Source organism: Pseudomonas sp. GW821-FHT07F05 (genome assembly GCF_059418765.1).
The window spans coordinates 77,151-100,936 of record NZ_JBWKQL010000011.1 but is presented as its reverse complement, the minus strand read 5'-3'; the positions used below and the strand labels follow the sequence as shown (position 1 = coordinate 100,936).

Annotated in this window: 20 protein-coding genes and 2 tRNA genes; 1 reads left to right on the top strand and 21 read right to left on the bottom strand. The window is 58.2% G+C overall.

The genetic code is table 11. The annotated features are described in order from the left end of the window. Positions 1–13 precede the first annotated feature (13 nt). The 14 genes from rpsO to rlmE form a co-directional block, all read right to left on the bottom strand. Positions 14–283 carry a 30S ribosomal protein S15 gene (rpsO, locus tag AC07RO_RS20685; protein ID WP_037015114.1) on the bottom strand — a complete coding sequence of 90 codons (270 nt, stop codon included), beginning with the start codon at positions 281–283 and terminating at the stop codon, positions 14–16. Between the two features lie 151 nt (positions 284–434). Then, the gene (gene truB, locus AC07RO_RS20680) at positions 435–1,352 is read right to left on the bottom strand and encodes a tRNA pseudouridine(55) synthase TruB (protein ID WP_133776826.1); all 918 of its coding nucleotides are present in this window, start codon (positions 1,350–1,352) and stop codon (positions 435–437) included. Between the two features lie 3 nt (positions 1,353–1,355). After that, the gene (gene rbfA, locus AC07RO_RS20675; RefSeq protein WP_037015118.1) at positions 1,356–1,757 is read right to left on the bottom strand and encodes a 30S ribosome-binding factor RbfA; all 402 of its coding nucleotides are present in this window, start codon (positions 1,755–1,757) and stop codon (positions 1,356–1,358) included. A 161-nt stretch (positions 1,758–1,918) separates the two neighbouring features. After that, entirely contained in the window at positions 1,919–4,441 is a 2,523-nt protein-coding gene (infB, locus tag AC07RO_RS20670; RefSeq protein WP_495086941.1) for a translation initiation factor IF-2, read from the bottom strand. 27 nt (positions 4,442–4,468) lie between these two features. Further along, positions 4,469–5,950, bottom strand: a complete 1,482-nt coding sequence (gene nusA / locus AC07RO_RS20665; RefSeq protein ID WP_495086940.1) for a transcription termination factor NusA — start codon at positions 5,948–5,950, stop codon at positions 4,469–4,471. Between the two features lie 59 nt (positions 5,951–6,009). Further along, positions 6,010–6,468 (bottom strand): ribosome maturation factor RimP, encoded by a 459-nt coding sequence (gene rimP / locus AC07RO_RS20660; protein WP_163022007.1) that lies wholly within the window; start codon positions 6,466–6,468, stop codon positions 6,010–6,012. Between the two features lie 127 nt (positions 6,469–6,595). Beyond that, a tRNA-Met gene (locus tag AC07RO_RS20655) sits at positions 6,596–6,672 on the bottom strand. 97 nt (positions 6,673–6,769) lie between these two features. After that, positions 6,770–6,855 (bottom strand) — tRNA-Leu (locus AC07RO_RS20650). Positions 6,856–6,899: 44 nt separating this feature from the next. Further along, positions 6,900–7,283 (bottom strand): preprotein translocase subunit SecG, encoded by a 384-nt coding sequence (gene secG / locus AC07RO_RS20645; RefSeq protein ID WP_074888489.1) that lies wholly within the window; start codon positions 7,281–7,283, stop codon positions 6,900–6,902. A 4-nt stretch (positions 7,284–7,287) separates the two neighbouring features. After that, positions 7,288–8,043 (bottom strand): triose-phosphate isomerase, encoded by a 756-nt coding sequence (gene tpiA / locus AC07RO_RS20640; RefSeq protein ID WP_192173307.1) that lies wholly within the window; start codon positions 8,041–8,043, stop codon positions 7,288–7,290. 66 nt (positions 8,044–8,109) lie between these two features. Continuing rightward, on the bottom strand, positions 8,110–9,453 hold the full coding sequence (gene glmM, locus AC07RO_RS20635) for a phosphoglucosamine mutase (protein WP_495086979.1): 1,344 nt from the start codon (positions 9,451–9,453) through the stop codon (positions 8,110–8,112). 16 nt (positions 9,454–9,469) lie between these two features. Beyond that, complete coding sequence (folP, locus tag AC07RO_RS20630; RefSeq protein ID WP_495086939.1) at positions 9,470–10,321, bottom strand: dihydropteroate synthase; 852 nt, start codon at positions 10,319–10,321, stop codon at positions 9,470–9,472. Positions 10,322–10,329: 8 nt separating this feature from the next. Next, on the bottom strand, positions 10,330–12,240 hold the full coding sequence (gene ftsH / locus AC07RO_RS20625; RefSeq protein ID WP_282366985.1) for an ATP-dependent zinc metalloprotease FtsH: 1,911 nt from the start codon (positions 12,238–12,240) through the stop codon (positions 10,330–10,332). A 189-nt stretch (positions 12,241–12,429) separates the two neighbouring features. Next, positions 12,430–13,080 (bottom strand): 23S rRNA (uridine(2552)-2'-O)-methyltransferase RlmE, encoded by a 651-nt coding sequence (gene rlmE / locus AC07RO_RS20620; protein ID WP_065987607.1) that lies wholly within the window; start codon positions 13,078–13,080, stop codon positions 12,430–12,432. A 107-nt stretch (positions 13,081–13,187) separates the two neighbouring features. Between rlmE and AC07RO_RS20615 the strand changes: the two genes are divergently transcribed. Beyond that, positions 13,188–13,496: a YhbY family RNA-binding protein gene (locus AC07RO_RS20615; RefSeq protein ID WP_074888472.1), complete on the top strand. Its 309-nt coding sequence runs from the start codon at positions 13,188–13,190 to the stop codon at positions 13,494–13,496. 169 nt (positions 13,497–13,665) lie between these two features. Here AC07RO_RS20615 and greA read toward each other — a convergent pair whose 3' ends face one another. The 7 genes from greA to grpE form a co-directional block, all read right to left on the bottom strand. Next, entirely contained in the window at positions 13,666–14,142 is a 477-nt protein-coding gene (gene greA / locus AC07RO_RS20610) for a transcription elongation factor GreA (protein ID WP_122535420.1), read from the bottom strand. Next, entirely contained in the window at positions 14,139–17,360 is a 3,222-nt protein-coding gene (gene carB, locus AC07RO_RS20605) for a carbamoyl-phosphate synthase large subunit (protein WP_282366994.1), read from the bottom strand. Before carB ends, greA begins: the two co-directional genes overlap by 4 nt. Before the next feature lie 122 nt (positions 17,361–17,482). Then, positions 17,483–18,619 (bottom strand): glutamine-hydrolyzing carbamoyl-phosphate synthase small subunit, encoded by a 1,137-nt coding sequence (gene carA, locus AC07RO_RS20600; RefSeq protein ID WP_495086938.1) that lies wholly within the window; start codon positions 18,617–18,619, stop codon positions 17,483–17,485. A 299-nt stretch (positions 18,620–18,918) separates the two neighbouring features. Next, positions 18,919–19,725: a 4-hydroxy-tetrahydrodipicolinate reductase gene (gene dapB, locus AC07RO_RS20595; RefSeq protein ID WP_495086937.1), complete on the bottom strand. Its 807-nt coding sequence runs from the start codon at positions 19,723–19,725 to the stop codon at positions 18,919–18,921. Between the two features lie 10 nt (positions 19,726–19,735). Then, the gene (dnaJ, locus tag AC07RO_RS20590) at positions 19,736–20,866 is read right to left on the bottom strand and encodes a molecular chaperone DnaJ (RefSeq protein WP_495086936.1); all 1,131 of its coding nucleotides are present in this window, start codon (positions 20,864–20,866) and stop codon (positions 19,736–19,738) included. 323 nt (positions 20,867–21,189) lie between these two features. After that, a complete protein-coding gene (gene dnaK, locus AC07RO_RS20585) occupies positions 21,190–23,109 on the bottom strand; it encodes a molecular chaperone DnaK (RefSeq protein ID WP_192173314.1) in 1,920 nt (639 codons plus the stop codon). Between the two features lie 102 nt (positions 23,110–23,211). After that, complete coding sequence (gene grpE / locus AC07RO_RS20580; RefSeq protein WP_065987614.1) at positions 23,212–23,778, bottom strand: nucleotide exchange factor GrpE; 567 nt, start codon at positions 23,776–23,778, stop codon at positions 23,212–23,214. Between the last annotated feature and the right edge of the window lie 8 nt (positions 23,779–23,786).

The following is a 23,786-nucleotide window of genomic DNA, read 5'->3' as shown; positions in this document are numbered from 1 at the left end:
ATCCGAGTCGTTATTAGCGACGCAGACCCAGACGACCGATCAGGGCGCTGTAACGGCTAACGTCCTTACCTTTCAGGTAATCCAGCAGCTTGCGACGCTGGTTTACCATACGGATCAGACCACGACGGGAGTGGTGATCTTTACCGTTGGCCTTGAAGTGGCCTTGCAGTTTGTTGATGTTGGCGGTCAGCAGTGCAACTTGCACTTCTGGCGAACCAGTATCACCAACAGCTTGCTGGTAGTCGGTTACGATCTGAGCTTTATCTTCAACGCTGAGTGCCATGTGGGCATTCCTTTTATCAAGAAACCGCTCCGGGGAGACGGTTTCAACAGGCCGAGAGCTGACTCTCGTATTTAAATGTGAGGAGTGACCATGCCTGTTAACAGCCACCCTCGTACCGCCGTGCCAGGAAACCCTGCCGCGACGGGTCCGGTCACTCTGACCGAATCAGTCGACGCGGCGCAATGCGCCCGTCTTCACTCACTTCACCGATCCCGATGAAGCGTCCTTCATGATCCTGCACCCGCACCATGCCGAACTTCGGCGCGTCGGGGGCTCTCACTGGCTGACCATGCAGCCAGTAAAACGAACTGTGCTCTGAAAACTGCAGCAGCGGCCAATCCAGCAACCCGCTGTCCGATGGCATCAGGAAGCGATCAACCGCTTCATTCCCGCCTTCGGCATGCACCGCTTCCAGCTCTTCCAGCGTTACGGTCTGGGCCAGCGTAAAAGGACCGGCCTGGGTACGACGCAGCTGAGCAACGTAAGCACCGCAGCCCAGCTTTTCACCGATATCTTCCACGAGGGTACGAATATAGGTGCCTTTTGTGCAGTCGACCGCCAAACGAGCGGTCTCACCTTCGCACGCCAATAATTCCAGGCGCGCAATAGTAACAGAACGCGGTTCACGCTCCACCACTTCCCCAGCCCGGGCTAACTTGTATAACGGCTGACCGTCGCGCTTGAGGGCGGAGTACATCGGCGGTATCTGACTGATATTCCCCCGAAATGCCGGAAGCACCGCTTCGATATCCGAACGACCAACGGTCACAGGCCGCGTCTGCAGGACCTCACCCTCGGCATCGGCCGTGGTAGTGGTCTTGCCAAGCTGCATCAGGGTTTCATAACCCTTGTCAGAGTCGAGCAGGTATTGGGAAAACTTGGTCGCTTCACCGAAGCACAGCGGCAGAACGCCGGTGGCCAGCGGATCCAGACTGCCCGTATGCCCTGCTTTTTCTGCGTTGAGCAACCAGCGCACTTTTTGCAGCGCGGCGTTGGATGTGAACCCCAGCGGCTTGTCGAGCAGGATGATCCCGCTGACGTTACGGCGAATACGCTTGACCTGAGCCACGCCTTATTCCTCCGAACCGTCTTGCTTGGGTGCGGTTTGGTGCTGACCATCTTCAGCCACTGCCCGCTCGATCAATGCCGACAAATGCGCGCCACGGGCAACGCTTTCGTCGTAATGGAAATGCAGTTGCGGCACGCTGCGCAGCTTCATCTCACGGGCCAGCTGCATACGCAGGAATCCTGCAGCAGCATTGAGCACCTTGATGGACTGTGCGATTTCTTCGGCGCTGTCCTGCCCCATCACGGTCATGAAGATTTTCGCGTGGCCGACGTCACGGCTGACGTCAACGGCGGTGATGGTGACCAGCCCTACGCGGGGGTCCTTGATTTCACGACGGATCAGCTGTGCCAGCTCGCGCTGCATCTGATCGCCGATACGTTGGGTACGGCTGTATTCTTTTGCCATGTCTTGTTACCTGTCACTGCTGACCCATGGCAAAAGCCATGTGGTCTGAAAGCGGCAAACGCCCGGCCTGGCGAGAGCCGGACCGGGCGTTGCGTTTAGAGTCCATGGCCGACGCTTGGCATTTTCATGCGGCGCAAGCCATGACTCCTGAAGCTCGCGATTTAGAGGCTGCGAGCCACTTGGACCTTCTCGAAGACTTCGATCTTGTCACCGACCTTGACGTCGTTGTAGCTCTTGACGCCGATACCGCATTCCATGCCGGCACGTACTTCGGAAGCGTCATCCTTGAAGCGGCGCAGGGATTCCAGCTCGCCTTCGAAGATAACGATGTCTTCACGCAGTACACGGATTGGACGGTTACGGAAGACAACGCCTTCAATGACCATGCAACCTGCGATCGCGCCGAATTTCGGCGAGCGGAACACGTCGCGGACTTCAGCGATACCCAGGATATTCTCCCGAACGTCGCTGCCAAGCATGCCGGTGAGGGCCTTCTTGACGTCTTCGATGATGTCGTAGATGACGTTGTAGTAACGCATATCCAGACCTTCCTGCTCGACGATCTTGCGCGCGCCAGCATCGGCACGCACGTTGAAGCCGAACAGTACAGCGTTGGAGGCCAGTGCCAGGTTGGCGTCGCTTTCGGTGATACCACCGACACCGCCGCCCACTACACGCACTTGCACTTCGTCGTTACCCAGGCCATTCAAAGCACCCTGCAACGCTTCCAGAGAACCACGGACATCGGATTTGAGGACGATGTTGAGCGTCTTCTTCTCTTCCTGACCCATGTTCTCGAAGATGTTTTCCAGCTTGCCGGCGTGAGCACGGGCCAGCTTGACTTCGCGGAACTTGCCTTGACGGAACAGAGCCACTTCACGGGCTTTCTTCTCGTCGGCAACCACGCTCATCTCGTCGCCAGCGTCCGGCGTACCGTCCAGGCCGAGAATCTCGACTGGGATCGACGGGCCGGCTTCCTTGATTGGCTTGCCGTTCTCGTCGAGCATTGCCCGAACGCGACCGTAATTGGAGCCAACCAGAACCATGTCGCCCTGACGCAGCGTACCGTCCTGAACCAGAACAGTAGCAACCGGGCCACGGCCTTTGTCCAGACGCGATTCGACAACAACACCGCGACCCGGAGCCGACGGCGTTGCCATCAATTCCAGAACTTCGGCCTGCAGCAGAACGGCTTCAAGCAGCTCGTCAACGCCAGTACCCATCTTCGCGGAGACCGAGACGAAAGGTGTCTCGCCGCCCCACTCTTCGGACGTTACGCCGTGAACGGACAGTTCACTGCGGATACGGTCCAGGTCAGCGCCCGGCTTGTCGATCTTGTTGACGGCAACGACCAGCGGAACACCGGCAGCCTTGGCGTGTTGCACGGCTTCGACGGTCTGCGGCATGACACCGTCGTCTGCAGCGACAACCAGAATCACGATGTCAGTCGCCTTGGCACCACGAGCACGCATTGCGGTAAACGCCGCGTGACCCGGGGTATCGAGGAACGTCACCATGCCACGCTCGGTTTCAACGTGGTACGCACCGATGTGCTGGGTGATACCGCCGGCTTCGCCCGCAGCAACCTTGGCACGACGGATGTAGTCGAGCAGCGAGGTCTTACCGTGGTCAACGTGACCCATGACCGTTACAACCGGCGCACGGGAGAACGTCTCACCTTCGAACTTCAGGGACTCGGCCAGGGAATCTTCCAGCGCGGTGTCGCTGACCAGGGTCACTTTATGGCCCAATTCTTCAGCGACCAGCTGGGCAGTTTCCTGATCCAGAACCTGGTTGATGGTGGCCGGAGTACCCAGTTTGAACATGAACTTGATGATCTCGGCCGCTTTGACCGACATCTGCTGAGCGAGATCGCCCACGCTGATGGTTTCGCCGATCTTCACTTCACGAACGACAGGGCCGGTAGGGCTCTGGAAACCGTGCGCGTTGCGCTTCTTCAGCTTGGCCTTGCCGCGACCGCCGCGACGGAAGCCATCGCTTTCTTCGTCGGTAGTACGAGGAGCAACGCGTGGCGTTGGCGCCTTTTCCTTGACCGATGCACGATGCGGGGCGTTCTTGCGATCGCCGTCACCACCGCCGCTGCGACGATTGTTGTCGTCATTGCGTGGTTTGTCGGGGCGACGCTGTTCGTCTTTCTTGCGATCGGCGACAGGCGCAGGTGCCGCAGCCGGAGTTTCCCGGGCTGGCTCGGCAGCTTGCGGAGCCGGTGCCGGCGCTGCAACAGCCTCGGCAGCGGGGGCACCAGACGAAGGCTGACGGCGCGCTTCTTCTTCGGCACGCTGACGGGATTCTTCTTCAGCCTTTTGACGAGCGGCATTTTCTACCGCACGACGTTCGTCCAGCTCGCGCTTGCGTTCGGCTTCGATTTCTTCCGGGCTGCGCTGAACAAAGACTTTCTTTTTGCGTACTTCAACGCTGATGCTTTTGCTGCCAGCAACGCGCAGGGTACTGGTGGTCTTGCGCTGCAAGGTAATCTTGCGCGGCTCTTCCACCTTGGCCTTGTGACCGCTTTTCAGGTGGGTCAACAGGGCTTGTTTTTCAATATCGGTCACAACTTGTTCGGCGGCGTTGTGCGGCAAACCTGCCTCACGCATCTGCTGTAACAGGCGCTCTACCGGTGTGTCGACCGTCTTGGCCAGTTCTTTCACCGTGACTTGCGTCATGCACTTCTCTCCTCAGGCCGCATCTACTTACTCGAACCAATGGGCTCGGGCGGCCATGATCAACTTGCCGGCACGATCATCGTCAATGCCGTCGATGTCGAGCAGATCGTCAATAGACTGCTCGGCCAGGTCTTCGCGGGTAACTACGCCGCGCACCGCCAGTTCCATCGCCAAATCCTTGTCCATACCCTCAAGCGAGAGCAGGTCTTCGGCCGGATGGGCGTCTGCCAGCTTTTCCTCAGTAGCGATGGCTTTAGTCAACAAACGATCCTTGGCACGAGCGCGAAGCTCGTTGACGGTGTCTTCGTCAAAGCCGTCGATGTTGAGCATTTCTTCCAACGGTACGTAGGCAATCTCTTCCAAGCTGGTGAAGCCTTCGTCTACCAGAACCTGAGCGAGATCCTCATCGACTTCCAGCTCGTCGATAAAGTTGCGCAGGATGTCACCGGTTTCCGCTTGCTGCTTGGCCTGGATGTCCGATTCGGTCATCACGTTAAGGGTCCAGCCAGTCAACTGACTGGCCAACCGCACGTTCTGGCCACCGCGGCCAATCGCCTGGGCGAGGTTATCTGCGCCTACAGCGATGTCCATGGCGTGGGCATCTTCATCAACGATGATCGCTGCCACTTCGGCAGGCGACATGGCGTTGATGACGAACTGCGCCGGGTTATCGTCCCAAAGCACGATATCCACACGCTCGCCGCCCAACTCGCCGGAAACAGCCTGCACGCGCGAACCACGCATGCCGATGCACGCGCCTTGCGGGTCAATGCGTTTGTCCTTGGAGCGAACTGCGATCTTTGCACGCGAACCAGGATCACGAGAGGCAGCCATCACCTCGATGAGTCCTTCGGCGATTTCCGGAACTTCAATCCGGAACAGCTCGATCAGCATTTCCGGCGCGGTACGCGACAGGATCAGCTGAGGGCCACGGTTTTCGGTGCGGATCTCTTTGAGCAATGCACGAACGCGGACACCTACGCGGAAAGTCTCCCGCGAAATGATGTCTTCACGCGCCAGCAGGGCTTCGGCATTGTTGCCAAGGTCGACGATGACATTGTCACGTGTAACTTTTTTAACAGTGCCGGAAATGATTTCGCCCAGACGCTCACGGTAGGCGTCCACGACTTGAGCTCGCTCGGCTTCGCGAACTTTCTGCACAATGACTTGCTTGGCAGTCTGCGCAGCGATGCGGCCGAACTCGATGGAATCGATCTTTTCTTCCACTACGTCGCCAACGTTGGCGCCCGGGTGGGTCAGAGCAACTTTGCTAGGCCATGTCTCGATGGCCGGGTCGTCGAGGTCGTCTTCTTCGACGACGGTCCAGCGACGGAAAGTCTCATATGCACCTGTTTGACGATTGATCTCGACACGCAGGTCTACTTCGTCTTCAAAACGCTTTTTAGTGGCCGTAGCCAGAGCTATTTCAAGCGCTTCAAAAATCACATCGGCCGGTACGCCTTTTTCATTGGATACCGATTCAACAACCAGCAGTACTTCTTTGCTCATCGTACGCCTCGCCTTTCGCAAGCCATTGGATCCGCGGGATCCGCTGTATCTGGCACGTCTTAGTCAAACGTGGGAATAATGTTGGCTTTGTCGATCAGATCGATCGGCAACAGAAACTCGTGATCTTCAACCTGGACCACGACGTCCTGCTCCTCCACCCCGCGGAGAAGGCCTTGAAAGTTGCGTCGACCTTCAAACGGCGAACGCAGCTTTATCTTCACTTGTGCCCCGGCAAATTCCGCAAACTGCTCAATGGTAAACAGTGGGCGTTCCATGCCTGGAGAGGAAACTTCGAGCGTGTATTCGGAGCTGATCGGATCTTCTACATCCAGAATACCGCTGATCTGACGGCTGACGATCGCGCAATCGTCCACCAACACGCCGCCTTCTTTATCGATATAGACGCGCAACATCGAGTGACGCCCTTGAGACGAATACTCGATACCCCAGCATTCATAGCCTAGGGCCACGACCACCGGGGCCAACAAGGCCTGCAACTCTTCTAGCTTGCTCGACACCTGAACCCCCTCGTGCATGCTGCAAATAAAAAATGGGCAGAAGCCCAATCATGAAAACGCCTGCGAAAAGCGGCGTCATAAAGTGTCCAGCTAACAAAAAGCCCCTGAAAAGGGGCTCCGCTAAAACTGGTTGCGGGGGCTGGATTTGAACCAACGACCTTCGGGTTATGAGCCCGACGAGCTACCAGACTGCTCCACCCCGCGACAAAGCTGGGGCGGAAGTATACGACCGATCCAAATTTGGGTCAATCCGACACATCCACCTACAAGAAAGCCCGCAACTGCGGGCTTTCTTGTTAATTGGTACCGAGAAGGGGACTCGAACCCCTACACCCTATGGGCACAACCACCTCAAGGTTGCGTGTCTACCAATTCCACCACCTCGGCATTACAACTCTTTTGCAGCCCCAAAAACAGCTGCGAATGCGGTGTTACTTTTGCTCTGGAGTGGCAGGAACATCAGCAGGTACTGCAGCTGGTTTCTGTTGCCCTTCCAGAACCGGAACATCATCTGCTGCCGGCTTTTGCTTCACTTCCAGTACCGCTGGATTTGGCAAACCTACTTGAGTCAGCTGGTGAGCTTTCTCTTTAGCAAAGTAACCTAACCCTAAGCTAGTCATGAAGAAACAGGCGGCAAGTATAGCAGTAAGTTTACTGAGAAAGGTAGAGGAACCTTGCCCACCGAACACAGTATTTGATGCACCTGCTCCAAATGATGCGCCAGCGTCGGCACCTTTACCCTGCTGCAGCAAAACCAGAGCAACAACGCCCAGAGCACCCAGCAGATGAAGAACGACTACGACTGTTTCCAGCATTTTTTCAGTTTCCCGCGGCGCGAATGATCGCACCGAACTCATCTGCATTCAGGGAGGCGCCACCAATGAGGCCTCCATCGATATCCGGCATGCCGAACAGTTCGACCGCATTGGCCGCCTTCACGCTGCCGCCATATAGAAGACGCACACCTTGTGCGACTTCAGAATTCTCTTTCATCAACTGCGCACGAATCGCTGCGTGCACTTCCTGCGCCTGTTCCGGCGAGGCAGTCAATCCGGTACCAATGGCCCAGACTGGCTCATAGGCGATTACCGCATTAACGAAAGCGCCGACGCCAAGTTCTTCGATGATGCTGCCAAGCTGCTGCCCGACAACTTCAAGGGTCTTGCCGGCTTCTCGCTCCTCGAGCGTCTCACCGATACACAGTATCGGCGTCAGACCTGCCGCCTGGACGGCCTCGAACTTGCGATTAAGCACCTCATTGCTCTCGCCCATTATCTGGCGACGCTCAGAGTGCCCGACAAGCACAAACTTGCAACCTGCATCCGCCAACTGAGTCGACGACACCTCTCCAGTCAACGCGCCCTGGCCTGCCTGATGAGCGCAATTCTGCGCACCGACAGAGATCGACTGCCCTTCCAGGCAATCAACCACAAGACTCACGTGCAGGCTAGGCGGGAAGACCGCCACATCAACGCCACCCGGAAGGGCGAGATTTGCAAGACCCTCGATCAGCTCAGCGACGCTGGCGCGGGTACCGTGCATCTTCCAGTTACCAGCTACCATAGGGCGACGCATGCTGTACCTCGTCGGTCAAAGTGGGCGCAGATGTTACCCAACAGTTTCAACACTGGCAAGCCGAAATCAGGCGCAAACTTCAGCAACCAGTTTTGCCAGTTCATCGGCATACCCGCGAACCAGGATTTCGTCCTCGCCCTCGACCATTACCCGCACAAGCGGCTCGGTACCGGACTTGCGCAGAAGCACACGTCCACGCCCGCGCATGGCGGCGGTCACGCGATCACACGCTTCAATAACGGCGGGATGTTTGACCGGATCAACGCCTCCACCCTCGAAGCGCACATTGACCAATACCTGAGGGCATTTTTTCAAACCTGAACGCGATTGTGCGAGGCTCATGCCTGTACGCTTCATCGACAGCAGCACCTGCAGGGCGGCGATGATCGCATCCCCGGTTGTGGTGTGACGGAAGCAGACGACATGGCCCGAGTTCTCGCCGCCCACTTGCCAGTCACGCTCCAGCAGCTCGGCGATGACATAACGGTCACCGACGTTGGCGCGCACGAACGGGATGTCTAGATCCGCAAGTGCCAGCTCCAGCCCGAGGTTGCTCATCAGGGTGCCGACGACACCTCCCTGCAACTGGCCGCGCTCTTGAAGGTCTCGCGCAATGATGTAAAGCAGTTCATCACCATCGACGATCGCGCCAGTGTGGTCGACCATCAGCACACGGTCGCCGTCGCCATCGAAACCGATGCCCAGGTCAGCGCCATGCTCGACAACGGCGGCCTGCAGCGCTCCCATGTGGGTGGAGCCGCAGTTGTCATTGATGTTGAGCCCGTTGGGGGCCGCCGACAGCACGGTTACCTCGGCGCCAAGCTCACGGAACACGTTTGGCGCCACTTTGTACGTGGCGCCATGGGCGCAATCGACAACGAGCTTCAACCCGTCAAAATCAGTACTGGTCGGAACACTGCTCTTACAGAATTCGATGTAACGGCCCGCGGCGTCATTGATTCGCGACACCTTGCCAAGCTTTTCGGACTCCTCGACGGTCATCGGTGAATCGAGCAGTTCCTCGATCATCAGTTCGATCTCATCAGGCAGCTTGGTGCCCTGCCCGGAGAAAAACTTGATGCCGTTATCGTAGTGCGGATTGTGCGACGCGCTGATCACGATGCCCGCCTCGGCATGAAACGTACGCGTCAGGTAGGCAATCGCAGGCGTCGGCATCGGGCCGAGCAGCATCACATCCGCACCCGCAGCGGATAACCCGGCTTCAAGCGCCGACTCGAACATGTAGCCCGAAATGCGAGTGTCCTTGCCAACCAGGATTCGGCACGCGCCCATTTTCCGGAACGCCATCCCTGCTGCCCATCCCAACTTCAGCATGAAATCAGGGGTGATAGGGAATTGGCCTACACGTCCGCGGATACCGTCGGTACCGAAGTATTTTTTAGTGGTCATGGGTGCTCCAGATTTCTTATTTTGCTGATTCAACAGCAGCAATCATACGCACTACGTCAACCGTCTCCGAGACGTCGTGCACACGTAGAATTTTTGCGCCTTTGACCATGGCCATGGCGGCAAGCGCGAGGGCGCCATGCAGACGCTGATCAACAGGCTTGTCGAGCACCTTGCCAATCATGCTTTTGCGAGAGACGCCGACCAACAGCGGACGGCCCAGCGCATGAAGTGCTTCCATGTGCTTGAACAGACTTAGATTGTGCTCGAGGGTCTTGGCAAAGCCGAATCCTGGATCGAGGATGATCATCTCGGGCGGAATTCCCGCCGCGACGCATTGCTCAAGGCGCTCGCGCAAGAAGGCACTGACCTCACCGATCAGGTCAGTGTAGTGGGGATCATTCTGCATGTCCGTAGGCTCGCCGCGCATGTGCATGAGGCAGACCGGCAAACCCGTCGCCACAGCGGCGTCCAGTGCACCGTCACGACGCAGCGAGCGAACATCATTAATGAGCCCTGCCCCCAGGCGCGCAGTCTCACGAATGACGGCCGGCGCGGAGGTATCTACCGAAATGATCACGTCCAGCTCGGCGCTGATCGCCTCGACGACAGGCGCCACACGCTCCAGCTCTTCGACAGGAGAAACAGATCGCGCCCCGGGACGCGTTGACTCGCCCCCTACATCGATCAAGGTCGCACCCGACAGCATCATCGCTTCGGCATGACGTAGCGCCAGGTCGCGCTGCGCGAAACGGCCGCCGTCCGAGAACGAATCGGGAGTGATATTGAGGATCCCCATCACGTGCGTGCGGGATAAATCAAGAACCCGGTTGCCGCAAGGCAACCGGGTCGGGTGAAGCGCAGAAGTCATGTCAGACCTTAGTGTTCAGCAGCTGGGCCGCCAATTGGCGATTCCGGACGCGGACCTACAGGTGCGATCGGGGTGCCGGAATCTCCGGAACCGCCTTCCCAATCGCGGGGCTCGCGGGGTGTGCGGCCTGCCATGATGTCATCGATTTGCTCGGCGTCGATGGTTTCGTACTTCATCAGCGCGTCGGCCATCGCTTCCAGCTTGTCACGATTATCCGTGAGGATCTGTCTGGCCGTGCCGTAGCACTGATCGATGATGCTGCGCACTTCAGAGTCGATGAGACGTGCCGTGTCACCCGACAGGCTGGAGCTTTGACCGCCACCGCCACGACCGAGGTACCCGCCTTCGTCTTCGTCCGAATACATCAACGGACCCAGCTTCTCGGACAGGCCCCACTTGGTGACCATGTTTCGAGCGATCTGGCTGGCCCGCATGATGTCGTTAGAAGCGCCGGTGGTCACGCCATCGAAGCCCAACGTCATTTCTTCCGCAATTCGACCGCCGTACAGCGAGCAGATCTGACTGATCAATGCACGCTTGGAAAGGCTGTAGCGATCTTCCTCGGGAAGGAACATGGTGACACCCAACGCACGACCGCGCGGGATGATTGACACTTTGTAGACCGGATCATGCTCAGGTACGACGCGACCAACAATCGCATGACCGGCTTCGTGATAAGCGGTGTTGCGCTTCTCTTTGTCGGACATGACCATCGATTTGCGCTCGGCGCCCATCATGATTTTGTCTTTCGCCAATTCGAATTCTTTCATCTCGACGATGCGCTTACCGGTGCGAGCCGCGAACAGCGACGCCTCGTTGACCAGGTTTGCAAGATCAGCACCAGAGAAACCCGGAGTACCACGCGCAATCACGCCTGGCTGAACGTCGTCACCCATTGGCACTTTGCGCATGTGTACTTTGAGAATCTGTTCACGACCGCGGATGTCGGGCAAGCCCACGACCACCTGACGGTCGAAACGGCCCGGACGCAGCAGCGCAGGGTCAAGGACGTCTGGACGGTTAGTAGCGGCAATGACGATGATGCCGTCGTTCATTTCAAAGCCGTCCATCTCAACCAGCAACTGGTTGAGCGTCTGCTCACGCTCATCGTGACCGCCGCCCATGCCGGCGCCACGGTGGCGACCTACAGCATCGATCTCGTCGATGAAGATGATGCAAGGCGCATGCTTCTTGGCCTGCTCAAACATGTCACGGACACGGCTTGCACCAACACCGACGAACATTTCAACGAAGTCGGAACCGGAAATCGTGAAGAACGGCACCTTGGCTTCACCCGCGATGGCCTTCGCCAACAAGGTTTTACCGGTACCCGGAGGGCCTACCATCAGCACGCCGCGAGGAATACGACCACCCAGCCGCTGGAACTTGCCCGGATCGCGGAGGAACTCGACGAGCTCGCCGACTTCCTCTTTAGCTTCGTCGCAACCGGCAACGTCAGCCAGTGTTGTTTTCACCTGATCTTCGGACAGCAGACGCGCTTTGCTTTTGCCAAAGCTCATCGGGCCGCCCTTGCCACCTGCGCCACCTTGCATCTGGCGCATGAAGAACATGAAGACGGCAATGATCACGAGGATGGGGAAGCTGGCAACCAGAAGCTGAGTCCAGATGCTTTGCTGCTCAGGTTGCTTGCCTTCGATAACGACGTTGTTATCGACGAGATCGCCAATAAGGCCGTTATCCTGGATAGCCGGTCGGATGGTCTTGAAAGAGTCGCCATCGCTGCGTTTGCCGGTAATGACGTATCCGTCAACGGCAACTTTCTCGACCTTGCCGTCCTTCACCTGCTGGATGAATTCGGAATAGTTGAGGGTCTGCGGCTCGTTAGGACTGGAGAAGTTGTTCATCACGGTCACGAGAACCGCCGCGATGATCAACCACAGGATCAAATTCTTTGCCATATCGTTCAATTAGCTACCCTCTGAAGCAAGCTCCACGCTGGAGCGTGCCTCGCATGATATTTACCGGCCTAACGTACTACAGATCCTACAGGCGTGGCAGGCGGCGTCTGTAACCCTTTGTGAAACTTTGACTACGCGATGTTGGTTACGCTCCCTTGATTAAGCTATTTGAAAAAAGCTATCGCTTGATCAAAGGCGCTCATCGCTCGCCGATCCCTCTATGCCGCGAAACCCGCGACCCAACAAATACTGCTCCCTGGAACGGTCTCGTGACGACAACGGTTTGCGCATCTGCACCTTGTCGAACAGCTTGCGGATGTCCTTGTGGTACACATCAAAGCCCTCACCCTGGAAGACCTTGATCAGGAAATCGCCACCAGGACGCAGCACGCGGCCGGCCAGATCCAGCGCCAGCTCACAAAGGAACATTGCGCGCGGCATGTCCACGGCGCTCAATCCACTCATATTGGGGGCCATATCGGAAATCACAAGGTCGACCTGCGTATTACCAACAGCCTCGAGGATCTGAGCGAGCACTTCGTCCTGGGTGAAATCCCCCTGGATGAAGGTCACGTCGGGGATGCTGTCCATTTCCAGGATGTCCGATGCAATCAAACGGCCCTGACCACCAATCAGACGACTGGTCACCTGCGACCAGCCACCTGGCGCTGCACCCAGGTCGATCACCGTCATGCCAGGACGGATGATCTTGTCCTTCTCCTGAATCTCGAGAAGCTTGTAACTGGCGCGGGAACGGTAACCGTCCCGCTGCGCCATTTTGACGTACTTGTCGTCGAAGTGTTCTTTAAGCCAGTTATGGCTGGTTTTGGAACGTGCCACGGAGCACCTCAAAAAATTAGGACGAGTCGCGATTAACCGGGCGGTCCCGGACTCGCTCGGGTAAACTGGCCGCCGCTTTTTACAAGATCAGACGCAGAGGTCAGATTATGCCGCTCACTCAAGAGCAGAAGAAACAATACAAATCCATTGGTCACCATCTGAAACCGGTGTTGATGGTGGCGGACAATGGTCTGACTGAAGGTGTGTTGGCCGAACTGGAGCGCGCGTTGGGCGATCACGAGTTGATCAAGATCAAACTCAACATCCTCGACCGCGAGAGCCGCCTGGCAGCCATCGCTGAACTGTGCAAAGTCGGTAAGGCCGATCTGGTGCAGGTGATCGGCAAAATGGCGCTGATTTACCGCAAGAACCCGAAGGTAAACAAGCAGCTTTCCAACGTCCACCGCTTCAACTGATCCTGTCGGGTCAGGGCGAATAAGCGCTGACCTTCCGACTCGGCGCTCACCTGGAAAGATGAGCGCAGACTCGGTCAGACCGGACATGCGACCGCCGGTTCGAAAGGTCAGTCAATGACCTTCGAACCCGCTGGCTGAATCACCACCCGCGCAAAGCGGGTGTCGATCATCAAACGTGACGCACTTCCACGATTTCGTACTCGATCACACCGCTCGGTGTTTTCACAGCGACGACATCGCCTTCTTCCTTGCCAATCAACGCGCGAGCAAGCGGCGAACCCACCGAGATCTTGCCCAATTTGAAGTCAGCTTCGTCCTCACCCACGATGTGGTAGGTGACGCGCTCGTCCGTCTCAACGTTCGCGATTTCGACAGTGGTGCCGAAGATCACTTTGCCGGTGTGAGGGATCGTAGTGACGTCGATGATCACCTGATTCTGGATTCGGCCTTCGATGTCGCGAATACGCGCTTCGACCATGCCCTGCTGTTCGCGGGCGGCATGGTATTCGGCGTTTTCCTTGAGATCGCCCAGCTCACGCGCAGTCCCGATGTCCTGGCTGAGCTTGGGACGAACGACCTTGGTCAGGTGTGCGTGTTCTTCTTCCAGGGCGCGAGCGCCCTGAACGGTCATTGGGTACTTGATCATGCTTTGAGTCCTGCGTGTAGATCCTGCAAGCGGCGCACGGTTTTTTCAGGGCCGAACTTCAGCGCTTCACAGATGGCCTCGCCCGCGGCAATGGTCGTGGTGCAGTAAATCTTGTGCTGCAGGGCATTGCGGCGAATGGAGTAGGAGTCGGCGATCGACTGACGACCTTCGGTGGTGTTGATGATCAGCGTGACTTCGTCATTCTTGATCATGTCGACCACGTGTGGACGGCCCTCGGTCACCTTGTTGACGCGGCGAACTTTCAGACCAGCCTCTTCGATCAGACGTGCAGTGCCGGCGGTTGCAACGATGTCGAAGCCCAGCTCGATCAAGCTGCGTGCAACACCTGCCACCAAAGGCTTGTCGTCGTCACGCACGCTGATGAACGCCGTGCCGCCAGTTGGCAGCACTTCGCTGGCGCCCATCTGGGCTTTCGCGAAAGCTTCGCCGAAGGTGTCGCCAACCCCCATGACTTCGCCCGTCGACTTCATCTCTGGGCCGAGGATCGGGTCTACACCCGGGAATTTGGCAAATGGGAACACCGCTTCTTTCACGCTGAAGAAGTTCGGGATGATCTCTTTGGTGAAGCCGAGTTCTTTCAGGGTTTTGCCGGCCATGACGCGAGCCGCAATCATCGCCAGCGAGACACCGATGCACTTCGAAACGAACGGTACCGTACGCGAGGCGCGCGGGTTCACTTCGATGACGTAGATGTCTTCACCCTGCAATGCCAACTGCACGTTCATCAAACCGACAACGCCGAGCTCGAGGGCCATTTTCTTGACCTGCTCACGCATTTCGTCCTGGATGTGGGCAGGCAGCGAATACGGTGGCAGCGAGCATGCCGAGTCACCCGAGTGAACGCCGGCCTGTTCGATGTGCTGCATGATCGCGCCGATTACCACGTCGGTACCGTCGCAAACCGCATCAACGTCCATCTCGATGGCGCAGTTGAGGAAGTGGTCCAGCAGCACCGGGCTGTCGTTGGACACTTGAACCGCTTCACGCAGGTAGCGCTTGAGTTCGTCTTCTTCGTAGACGATCTCCATCGCACGGCCGCCCAGTACGTAGGACGGACGAACCACCAGCGGGTAGCCGATCTTCGCCGCGGCCCGAATGGCTTCGTCTTCGCTGCGCACGGTAGCGTTTGGCGGCTGACGCAGGTTCAGTCGCTCGACCATTTGCTGGAAGCGCTCGCGGTCTTCTGCACGGTCAATGGCGTCCGGGCTGGTGCCGATGATCGGCACGCCTGCCGCTTCCAGTGCGCGCGCCAGTTTCAGAGGCGTCTGGCCGCCGTACTGAACGATCACGCCTTTCGGCTTCTCGACGCGGACGATTTCCAGCACGTCTTCCAAGGTCACCGGCTCGAAGTACAGACGGTCGGAGGTGTCGTAGTCGGTCGATACGGTTTCCGGGTTGCAGTTGACCATGATGGTCTCGTACCCGTCTTCACGCAGCGCCAGTGCAGCGTGGACGCAGCAGTAGTCGAACTCGATGCCCTGGCCAATGCGGTTCGGGCCGCCACCCAGAATCATGATCTTGTCGCGATTCGTCGGATTGGCTTCGCACTCTTCCTCGTACGTGGAGTACATGTACGCGGTGTCGGTCGCGAACTCGGCAGCGCAGGTGTCGACGCGCTTGTAGACCGGCAGCACGTCCAGCTTGTGACGGTGCGTGCGCAGGTTTTTCTCGGTCACACCGACCAGCTTGGCCAGGCGTGCATCGGAGAAGCCCTTGCGCTTGAGGCGATACATCAGGTCGCGATCAATTGCCGAAAGACCGAGGGTCTTGACCTTCTCTTCGTCCTTGATCAGATCTTCGATCTGCACCAGGAACCAAGGGTCGATCATGTTCATGCCGAAAATTTGTTCAACTGTCATGCCGGCACGGAAAGCGTCGGCGACGTACCAGATGCGCTCGGCACCCGGAACCGTCAGTTCGCGCTTGAGAATGCTCATGCTTTCCGGATTGCTCAGGTCCAGCTTCGGATCGAGACCGCTGACACCCACTTCAAGGCCGCGCAGTGCTTTCTGCAAGGATTCCTGGAAGGTACGGCCGATGGCCATGACTTCGCCGACCGACTTCATTTGTGTGGTCAGACGCGCATCGGCCTTGGCAAACTTCTCGAACGCAAACCGTGGCAGCTTGGTGACAACGTAGTCGATCGATGGCTCGAACGACGCCGGGGTCTTGCCGCCGGTGATTTCGTTCTGCAACTCGTCCAGCGTGTAGCCGACAGCCAGCTTGGCTGCCACTCGCGCGATCGGGAAGCCGGTAGCCTTGGAGGCTAGCGCAGAGGAGCGAGAGACACGTGGGTTCATCTCGATCACGACCATGCGGCCGGTGTCCGGGCAGATACCGAACTGAACGTTCGAGCCGCCTGTTTCGACGCCGATCTCGCGCAGGACCGCCAGCGAGGCATTACGCAGAATCTGGTATTCCTTGTCGGTCAGGGTCTGCGCTGGCGCGACCGTAATGGAGTCGCCGGTGTGGACGCCCATCGGGTCGAAGTTTTCGATGGAGCAGACGATGATGCAGTTGTCCTTTTTGTCGCGGACAACTTCCATTTCGTACTCTTTCCAACCGATCAGCGACTCGTCGATCAGCAACTCTTTGGTCGGCGACAGGTCGAGACCGCGGGCGCAGATTTCTTCAAACTCTTCACGGTTGTACGCGATGCCACCACCGGTGCCGCCCATGGTGAAGGACGGGCGAATGATGCACGGGAAGCCCAGCTTTTCGAGGACCGCATTGGCCTCTTCCATGCTGTGGGCGATACCGGAACGCGGGCACGCCAGGCCGATGGATTTCATGGCCTTGTCGAAACGCGAGCGGTCTTCAGCCTTGTCGATGGTGTCGGCATTGGCGCCGATCATTTCAACGCCGAACTTCTCCAGAACGCCTTCGCGCTCCAGGTCCAGCGCGCAGTTCAGTGCGGTCTGGCCGCCCATGGTTGGCAGCAGCGCATCGGGGCGTTCTTTTTCGATGATCTTGGCGACGGTCGCCCATTTGATCGGCTCGATGTAGGTCGCGTCCGCCATGGCCGGGTCGGTCATGATGGTAGCCGGGTTCGAGTTGACCAGAATGACGCGGTAACCCTCTTCGCGCAGGGCCTTGCAGGCCTGGGCGCCGGAGTAGTCGAATTCGCAGGCCTGGCCGATCACGATCGGGCCAGCACCAAGAATCAGGATGCTTTTAATGTCTGTACGTTTTGGCATGGGTTGTCACTCGAATCCTGTGTCAGTCGGCAAGCCGTCTTGAACATCTCAGGTGCCGGGCGGGCTGTCGGATCTGATCCGGCCCGCCGCGGTCACCTGCTCGCTACAGTCGCAAGGCAGCCTTAGCGGCGCTTGTCCATAGCTGTGATGAAGCGATCGAACAGCGGCGCGACGTCAGTCGGGCCCGGGCTCGCTTCAGGGTGACCCTGGAAGCTGAACGCGTCTTTGTCGGTGCGCTCGATGCCCTGCAGGCTGCCATCGAACAGCGACTTGTGAATCGCGCGAACGTTGCTTGGCAAGGTCGCTTCGTCCACCGCAAAACCGTGGTTCTGGCTGGTGATCATGACCACGCCGGTGTCCAGGTCCTGGACCGGGTGGTTGGCGCCATGGTGGCCCAGATCCATCTTGATGGTCCGAGCGCCGGAAGCGAGCGCCAACAGCTGGTGGCCCAGGCAGATACCGAACACCGGAATGTCGGTCTCCAGCACATCCTTGATCGCTTGAATGGCGTAGTCGCAGGGTTCCGGATCGCCAGGGCCGTTGGAGAGGAAGATGCCGTCAGGCTTGAGCGCCAGCACTTCACTGGCAGGGGTTTGCGCAGGTACGACCGTCACACGGCAACCGCGCTCGACCAGCATGCGCAGGATGTTCAGTTTGACGCCGTAGTCCCAGGCAACCACGTGGTACTTCAAGTCCGCTGCGGCGACTTCGGGACAGCTGTCGGACTGCAGGTTCCAGACCGTGGAGCGCCATTCGTAGGTCTCTTTGGTGCTGACTTCCTTGGCGAGGTCCATGCCCTTCAAGCCAGGGAATGCTCGCGCTGCTGCAATAGCGGCTTCTTCGGAGATGTTGTCGCCGGCCATGATGCAGCCGTTCTGAGCGCCCTTCTCACGAAGAATGCGCGTCAGGCGGCGGGTATCGATGCCCGCGATCGCAACGGTTTTATTGGCCTTCAGATAATCGGCCAGTGGCATCTTGTTACGCCAGTTGCTGGCAACCAGCGGCAGGTCGCGAATCACCAGGCCCGCCGACCAGACGCGGTCAGACTCGGCATCTTCCGGCGTTGTGCCGGTGTTGCCGATGTGCGGGTAAGTCAGGGTGACGATTTGCTGGGCATAGGAAGGATCGGTAAGAATTTCCTGATAGCCGGTCATTGCGGTGTTAAACACCACTTCACCAACGGTTTGACCGTCGGCACCAATGGCTTCGCCGCGAAAAATGCTGCCATCAGCAAGGGCGAGTATGGCTGGCTTAGTCAAGAAGACCTCCCGTAATAAAGCCTGAAAGGGCGATCGCAGGTTGTAAAAAAGCGGAATGACGTATAGACACGTCACCCCGCTCTTTTCGTAGAATTATCTGCGCGCTTTTAGTGGACACACTAAAGCTGTAGCTTACAGAAAGAGGTCTTTTTAATCCACCGCTAAAATTGCCCTGAGGGCTGGGGAGTGCGACGGACGTCGCGTAGCGGGTGCGTACGGCTAATAACTGCGGGCAGGATACAGGTAAAGCCCTTCTCCTGCCCGCATTGTCGCTTGTCACATCTCGGACGCCGAAAGACTCAGCGCAGATCAAGTACATCCTGCATGTCGTAAAGACCCGGCGCCTTGCCATCTAGCCACAGCGCGGCACGCACTGCGCCCTTGGCGAAGGTCATGCGACTGGACGCCTTGTGCGTAATCTCCAGACGCTCACCCTCGGCGGCGAACAGCACAGTGTGATCACCTACGACGTCACCGCCGCGGACCGTGGCGAAGCCGATCGTCTCGCGCTCACGAACACCGGTGTACCCCTCACGACCGTAGACGGCAACCTTGCTCAAGTCACGCCCAAGGGCATTGGCAACCACCTCACCCATGCTGACCGCCGTACCCGACGGCGCGTCGACCTTGTTGCGGTGATGAGCTTCGATGATCTCGATGTCCGAATCTTCACCCATCACTCGCGCCGCCACATCCAGCAGCTTGAACGACAGGTTCACACCCACACTGAAGTTGGACGCGAAAACCACGGGAATTTCCCGACTCGCTTCCACCAGCAGATGCTTTTGTTCGACGCTCAAGCCGGTAGTACCAATGACCATCGCCTTGCCCGCCTTACGGCAGAACGCCAGGTTTTTCAGCATGACGTCCGGCAATGTGAAGTCGATCAAGACGTCGAACTCGTCGGCAACCTGCTCCAGATTACCGGTCAACTGAACACCGATGCGCCCCAGCGATGCGAGTTCGCCGGCGTCGGCACCAATCATCGTGCTGCCGGGACGAACGATTGCCGCCGTCAGTCCGGTGAGCGGCGCACGGCCCTGCACCGCCTCGATCAGGTTCTTGCCCATGCGCCCGGCGGCGCCCATCACAGCAATGCGTCGCATGCCCTGCCCCTTAGAGATCGCCGAAGAAGCGCTTCACGCCTTCGAACCAGCCGCTGGCCTTGGGCGAATGAGAACTGTCGCCTTCAAGGGTGGCACGGAACTCTTCGAGCAGCTCGCGCTGGCGACGACCCAGGTTCACCGGGGTCTCGACGGCCACACGGCACATCAGGTCGCCGGCGCCGCCGCCACGAACAGGAGCAACGCCCTTGCCGCGCAGACGGAACTGCTTACCGGTTTGCGTGCCTTCCGGGATCTTCAACTTGACGCGACCGTCCAGCGTCGGCACTTCCAGCTCGCCGCCCAGTGCAGCGTCGGTGAAGCTGATCGGCACTTCGCAATACAGATGCTTGCCGTCGCGCTGGAAAATCGCGTGTTCGCGTACATTGATGACAACGTACAGGTCGCCCGCTGGACCACCTTGCGTCCCTGCCTCGCCTTCGCCTGACAGACGAATACGGTCGCCGGTATCGACACCTGGCGGCACCTTGACCGACAGCGTCTTGGACTCTTCGACACGGCCTTCGCCATGGCAGGAGTCACAAGGGTCGGAAATGATCTTGCCGTTGCCGTGGCAACGCGGGCAGGTCTGCTGAACAGAGAAGAAACCCTGCTGCATGCGCACTTGGCCGATGCCGCCGCATGTCGGGCAGGTCACCGGGGACGAGCCCTTTTTAGCGCCGCTGCCATCGCAAGGCTTGCAGTTGACCAGTGTCGGTACACGGATGCTGACAGTCGTGCCGCGCACTGCTTCTTCAAGATTCAATTCGAGGGTATAGCGAAGGTCGCTGCCACGCTGGGCACCACCGCGACCACCGCCGCCGGCGCGACCGCCGCCGAAGAAGTCGCTGAAAACATCACCGAAGATGTCGGAGAAGTTGGCGCCACCGCCGCCGAAACCGCCGCCGCCCATGCCCTGATCGACACCGGCATGGCCGTATTGGTCGTAGGCCGCGCGCTTGCTGGCATCGGAAAGCACTTCGTACGCTTCGTTGGCTTCTTTGAAGGCGTCTTCCGAAGCCTTGTCACCCGGGTTGCGGTCAGGGTGATATTTCATGGCGAGACGGCGATACGCCTTTTTCAGGTCCGCTTCGCTGGAGCCACGCTCCACGCCCAGTACTTCGTAATAATCACGCTTTGACATAAATTTTCCGCACTCTTGAGGACGTCCGGCATGACCCTCCTGAGTCTGCCGAACTCGTTGAGCCCCTTTCAGGCCCGGACCCAACTCACGTCAATTCAACGATCCTGGTCTTGGTTCAACGGCCTTTGATCGACCGAGGAAAGCGGCTGAACAAGCCGGAGTGCAGGAGCATCCGGCTTTGCCACAAAGCCCGCGATACGGGATCGCGCGCTTGAAAATTTTGGGTGTTCCAGACACGCCAACGCGGGAGCAAGCTCCCGCGCGGCGACATCCTACCAGCGACCACCAGAAAGCGGTCAACCGGCGATCAAGTGAGCCTGCGCTTACTTGTGGTCTTTTACTTCTTCGAACTCGGCGTCAACGACGTCGTCTGCAGGCTTGCTTTCTTCCTGAGCGGCCTGAGCACCGCCTTCAGGTTTTTCGGCCTGCTCGGCGTACATCTTCTGAGCAACCGGCGCGGAGACCTTCGACAGCTCTTCGATCTTGGCGTCGATGGCAGCCTTGTCGTCGCCTTTAACAGCGGCTTCAAGAGCAACCAGTGCAGCTTCGATAGCGGTCTTCTCTTCCGCGGTGACTTTGTCGCCAGCGTCGGAGATCATTTTGCGAGTCGAGTGAACCAGCGCATCGCCCTGGTTGCGGGCAGAGGCCAGCTCTTCAAACTTGCGGTCCTCGTCCGAGTTCGCTTCAGCGTCGCGAATCATCTGCTGGATTTCTTCGTCCGACAGACCGGAGTTGGCCTTGATCACGATCGACTGAGTCTTGCCAGTCGCCTTGTCTTTCGCGCCGACATGCAGAATGCCGTTGGCGTCGATGTCGAAGGTCACTTCGATCTGAGGCACGCCGCGTGGTGCTGGTGGAATCTCGGCCAGGTCGAACTTGCCTAGGGACTTGTTCTGAGCCGCTTGCTTACGCTCACCCTGCAGCACGTGAATGGTCACTGCGCCCTGGTTGTCGTCGGCAGTCGAGAACACCTGCGATTTCTTGGTAGGAATCGTGGTGTTTTTCTCGATCAGCGCGGTCATCACGCCACCCATGGTTTCGATACCCAGCGTCAGCGGGCTGACGTCCAGCAGCAGAACGTCTTTCACGTCGCCGGCCAGTACTGCACCCTGGATGGCTGCACCCATGGCAACGGCCTCGTCAGGGTTCACGTCTTTACGCGCTTCTTTACCGAAGAACTCGGTGACCTTCTGCTGAACCAGCGGCATGCGGGTCTGACCGCCGACCAGGATCACGTCGTTGATCGCGCCGATGTCGATACCGGAGTCTTTCAGCGCAATGCGGCAAGGCTCGATGGTGCGCTGAACCAGGTCTTCAACCAGCGATTCCAGCTTGGCGCGCGAGATCTTCACGTTCAAGTGCTTAGGACCGGTGGCATCTGCAGTGATGTAAGGCAGGTTCACGTCGGTCGAATTGCTCGAAGACAGCTCGATCTTCGCTTTCTCGGCAGCTTCTTTCAGACGCTGCATCGCCAGCGGATCACCTTTCAGGTTCATGCCGGATTCTTTCTTGAATTCGTCAACCAGGTAATCGATCAGGCGGATGTCGAAGTCTTCACCACCCAGGAAGGTGTCGCCGTTGGTGGCCAACACTTCGAACTGGTGCTCGCCGTCAACTTCAGCGATTTCGATGACCGAAACGTCGAAAGTACCGCCACCCAGGTCATAAACGATGACGGTGTGATCGCCCTTCGCTTTGTCCATACCGTAAGCCAGCGCAGCTGCGGTTGGTTCGTTGATGATGCGCTTCACGTCCAGACCGGCAATACGACCGGCGTCTTTGGTGGCTTGACGCTGGCTGTCGTTGAAGTAAGCCGGAACGGTGATGACCGCCTCTGTAACAGCCTCGCCGAGGTAGTCTTCGGCGGTTTTCTTCATCTTCTTCAGGATTTCAGCCGAAATCTGAGGAGGGGACATTTTCTTGTCGTTGACTTCAACCCATGCATCGCCGTTGTCAGCCTTGGCGATTTTGTAAGGCACCATCTTGATGTCTTTCTGCACGACTTCTTCGTCGAACTTACGGCCGATCAGACGCTTAACCGCGTACAGGGTGTTGTGCGGGTTGGTCACTGCCTGACGCTTGGCCGATTGACCTACAAGGATCTCGCCATCGTTGGCATACGCGATGATCGACGGGGTGGTACGAGCGCCTTCGGCGTTCTCGATCACCTTGGCTTTACCGTTTTCCAGAACCGAGACGCAGGAGTTGGTGGTCCCCAGGTCGATACCGATAATCTTGCCCATTTTTGATTCTCCCGAAACTTAAATTTGGTTGCCGCAACTGCATTTACAAATTGCGGTAATTCTTAAACGCTTGGCCTGTAAATGGGGGCCGCTCAGCTAATTTCAAGCCTGCTCGTCAATAGACGGCGAAACAGGCGATGGCGCCTTGCTGACCACGACCATGGCCGGGCGCAGCAAGCGGCCATTGAGCTGATATCCCTTCTGGAACACCTTGAGTACGCTATTCGGCTCCACGTCAGCGCTTTCCTGCATCGCCATCGCCTGATGGTGCTCGGCGTTGAACGGCTGGCCATGAGGGTCAATGGCTTCAAGGTTGTAGCGCTTGAGCGTGTCGTAGAACATTTTCAGCGTCAGTTCGATGCCTTCACGCATCGGCCGTATGCTCTCGTCATCCGAGTTGGACAAGTCCAGACCACGCTCAAGGCTGTCAACGATCGGCAGCAGATCGCTGGCAAACTTCTCAAGCGCAAATTTGTGCGCCTTCTCGACGTCTTGCTCGGCACGGCGGCGGACGTTCTGCAGATCCGCAGCCACACGCAGAGACTGGTCCTGCGCCGCTTTCAGCTGCTCTTCAAGCACTTGCACACGCGTTGCCAGATCATCTTGAGAAGTCGCCGTGTCGGCAGCCTGATCCTGAGCCTGCATGTCCGGGTTCTGTTCGTCAGCCATAAATTCTC

Bases quoted from the DNA above. Each gene is read 5' to 3' on its own strand.
- rpsO (WP_037015114.1), bottom strand. From the start codon at position 283: ATGGCACTCAGCGTTGAAGATAAAGCTCAGATCGTAACCGACTACCAG.
- rbfA (WP_037015118.1), bottom strand. From the start codon at position 1,757: ATGGCAAAAGAATACAGCCGTACCCAACGTATCGGCGATCAGATGCAG.
- infB (WP_495086941.1), bottom strand. From the start codon at position 4,441: ATGACGCAAGTCACGGTGAAAGAACTGGCCAAGACGGTCGACACACCG.
- nusA (WP_495086940.1), bottom strand. From the start codon at position 5,950: ATGAGCAAAGAAGTACTGCTGGTTGTTGAATCGGTATCCAATGAAAAA.
- secG (WP_074888489.1), bottom strand. From the start codon at position 7,283: ATGCTGGAAACAGTCGTAGTCGTTCTTCATCTGCTGGGTGCTCTGGGC.
- tpiA (WP_192173307.1), bottom strand. From the start codon at position 8,043: ATGCGTCGCCCTATGGTAGCTGGTAACTGGAAGATGCACGGTACCCGC.
- glmM (WP_495086979.1), bottom strand. From the start codon at position 9,453: ATGACCACTAAAAAATACTTCGGTACCGACGGTATCCGCGGACGTGTA.
- folP (WP_495086939.1), bottom strand. From the start codon at position 10,321: ATGACTTCTGCGCTTCACCCGACCCGGTTGCCTTGCGGCAACCGGGTT.
- ftsH (WP_282366985.1), bottom strand. From the start codon at position 12,240: ATGGCAAAGAATTTGATCCTGTGGTTGATCATCGCGGCGGTTCTCGTG.
- AC07RO_RS20615 (WP_074888472.1), top strand. From the start codon at position 13,188: ATGCCGCTCACTCAAGAGCAGAAGAAACAATACAAATCCATTGGTCAC.
- greA (WP_122535420.1), bottom strand. From the start codon at position 14,142: ATGATCAAGTACCCAATGACCGTTCAGGGCGCTCGCGCCCTGGAAGAA.
- carB (WP_282366994.1), bottom strand. From the start codon at position 17,360: ATGCCAAAACGTACAGACATTAAAAGCATCCTGATTCTTGGTGCTGGC.
- dapB (WP_495086937.1), bottom strand. From the start codon at position 19,725: ATGCGACGCATTGCTGTGATGGGCGCCGCCGGGCGCATGGGCAAGAAC.
- dnaJ (WP_495086936.1), bottom strand. From the start codon at position 20,866: ATGTCAAAGCGTGATTATTACGAAGTACTGGGCGTGGAGCGTGGCTCC.
- dnaK (WP_192173314.1), bottom strand. From the start codon at position 23,109: ATGGGCAAGATTATCGGTATCGACCTGGGGACCACCAACTCCTGCGTC.
- grpE (WP_065987614.1), bottom strand. From the start codon at position 23,778: ATGGCTGACGAACAGAACCCGGACATGCAGGCTCAGGATCAGGCTGCC.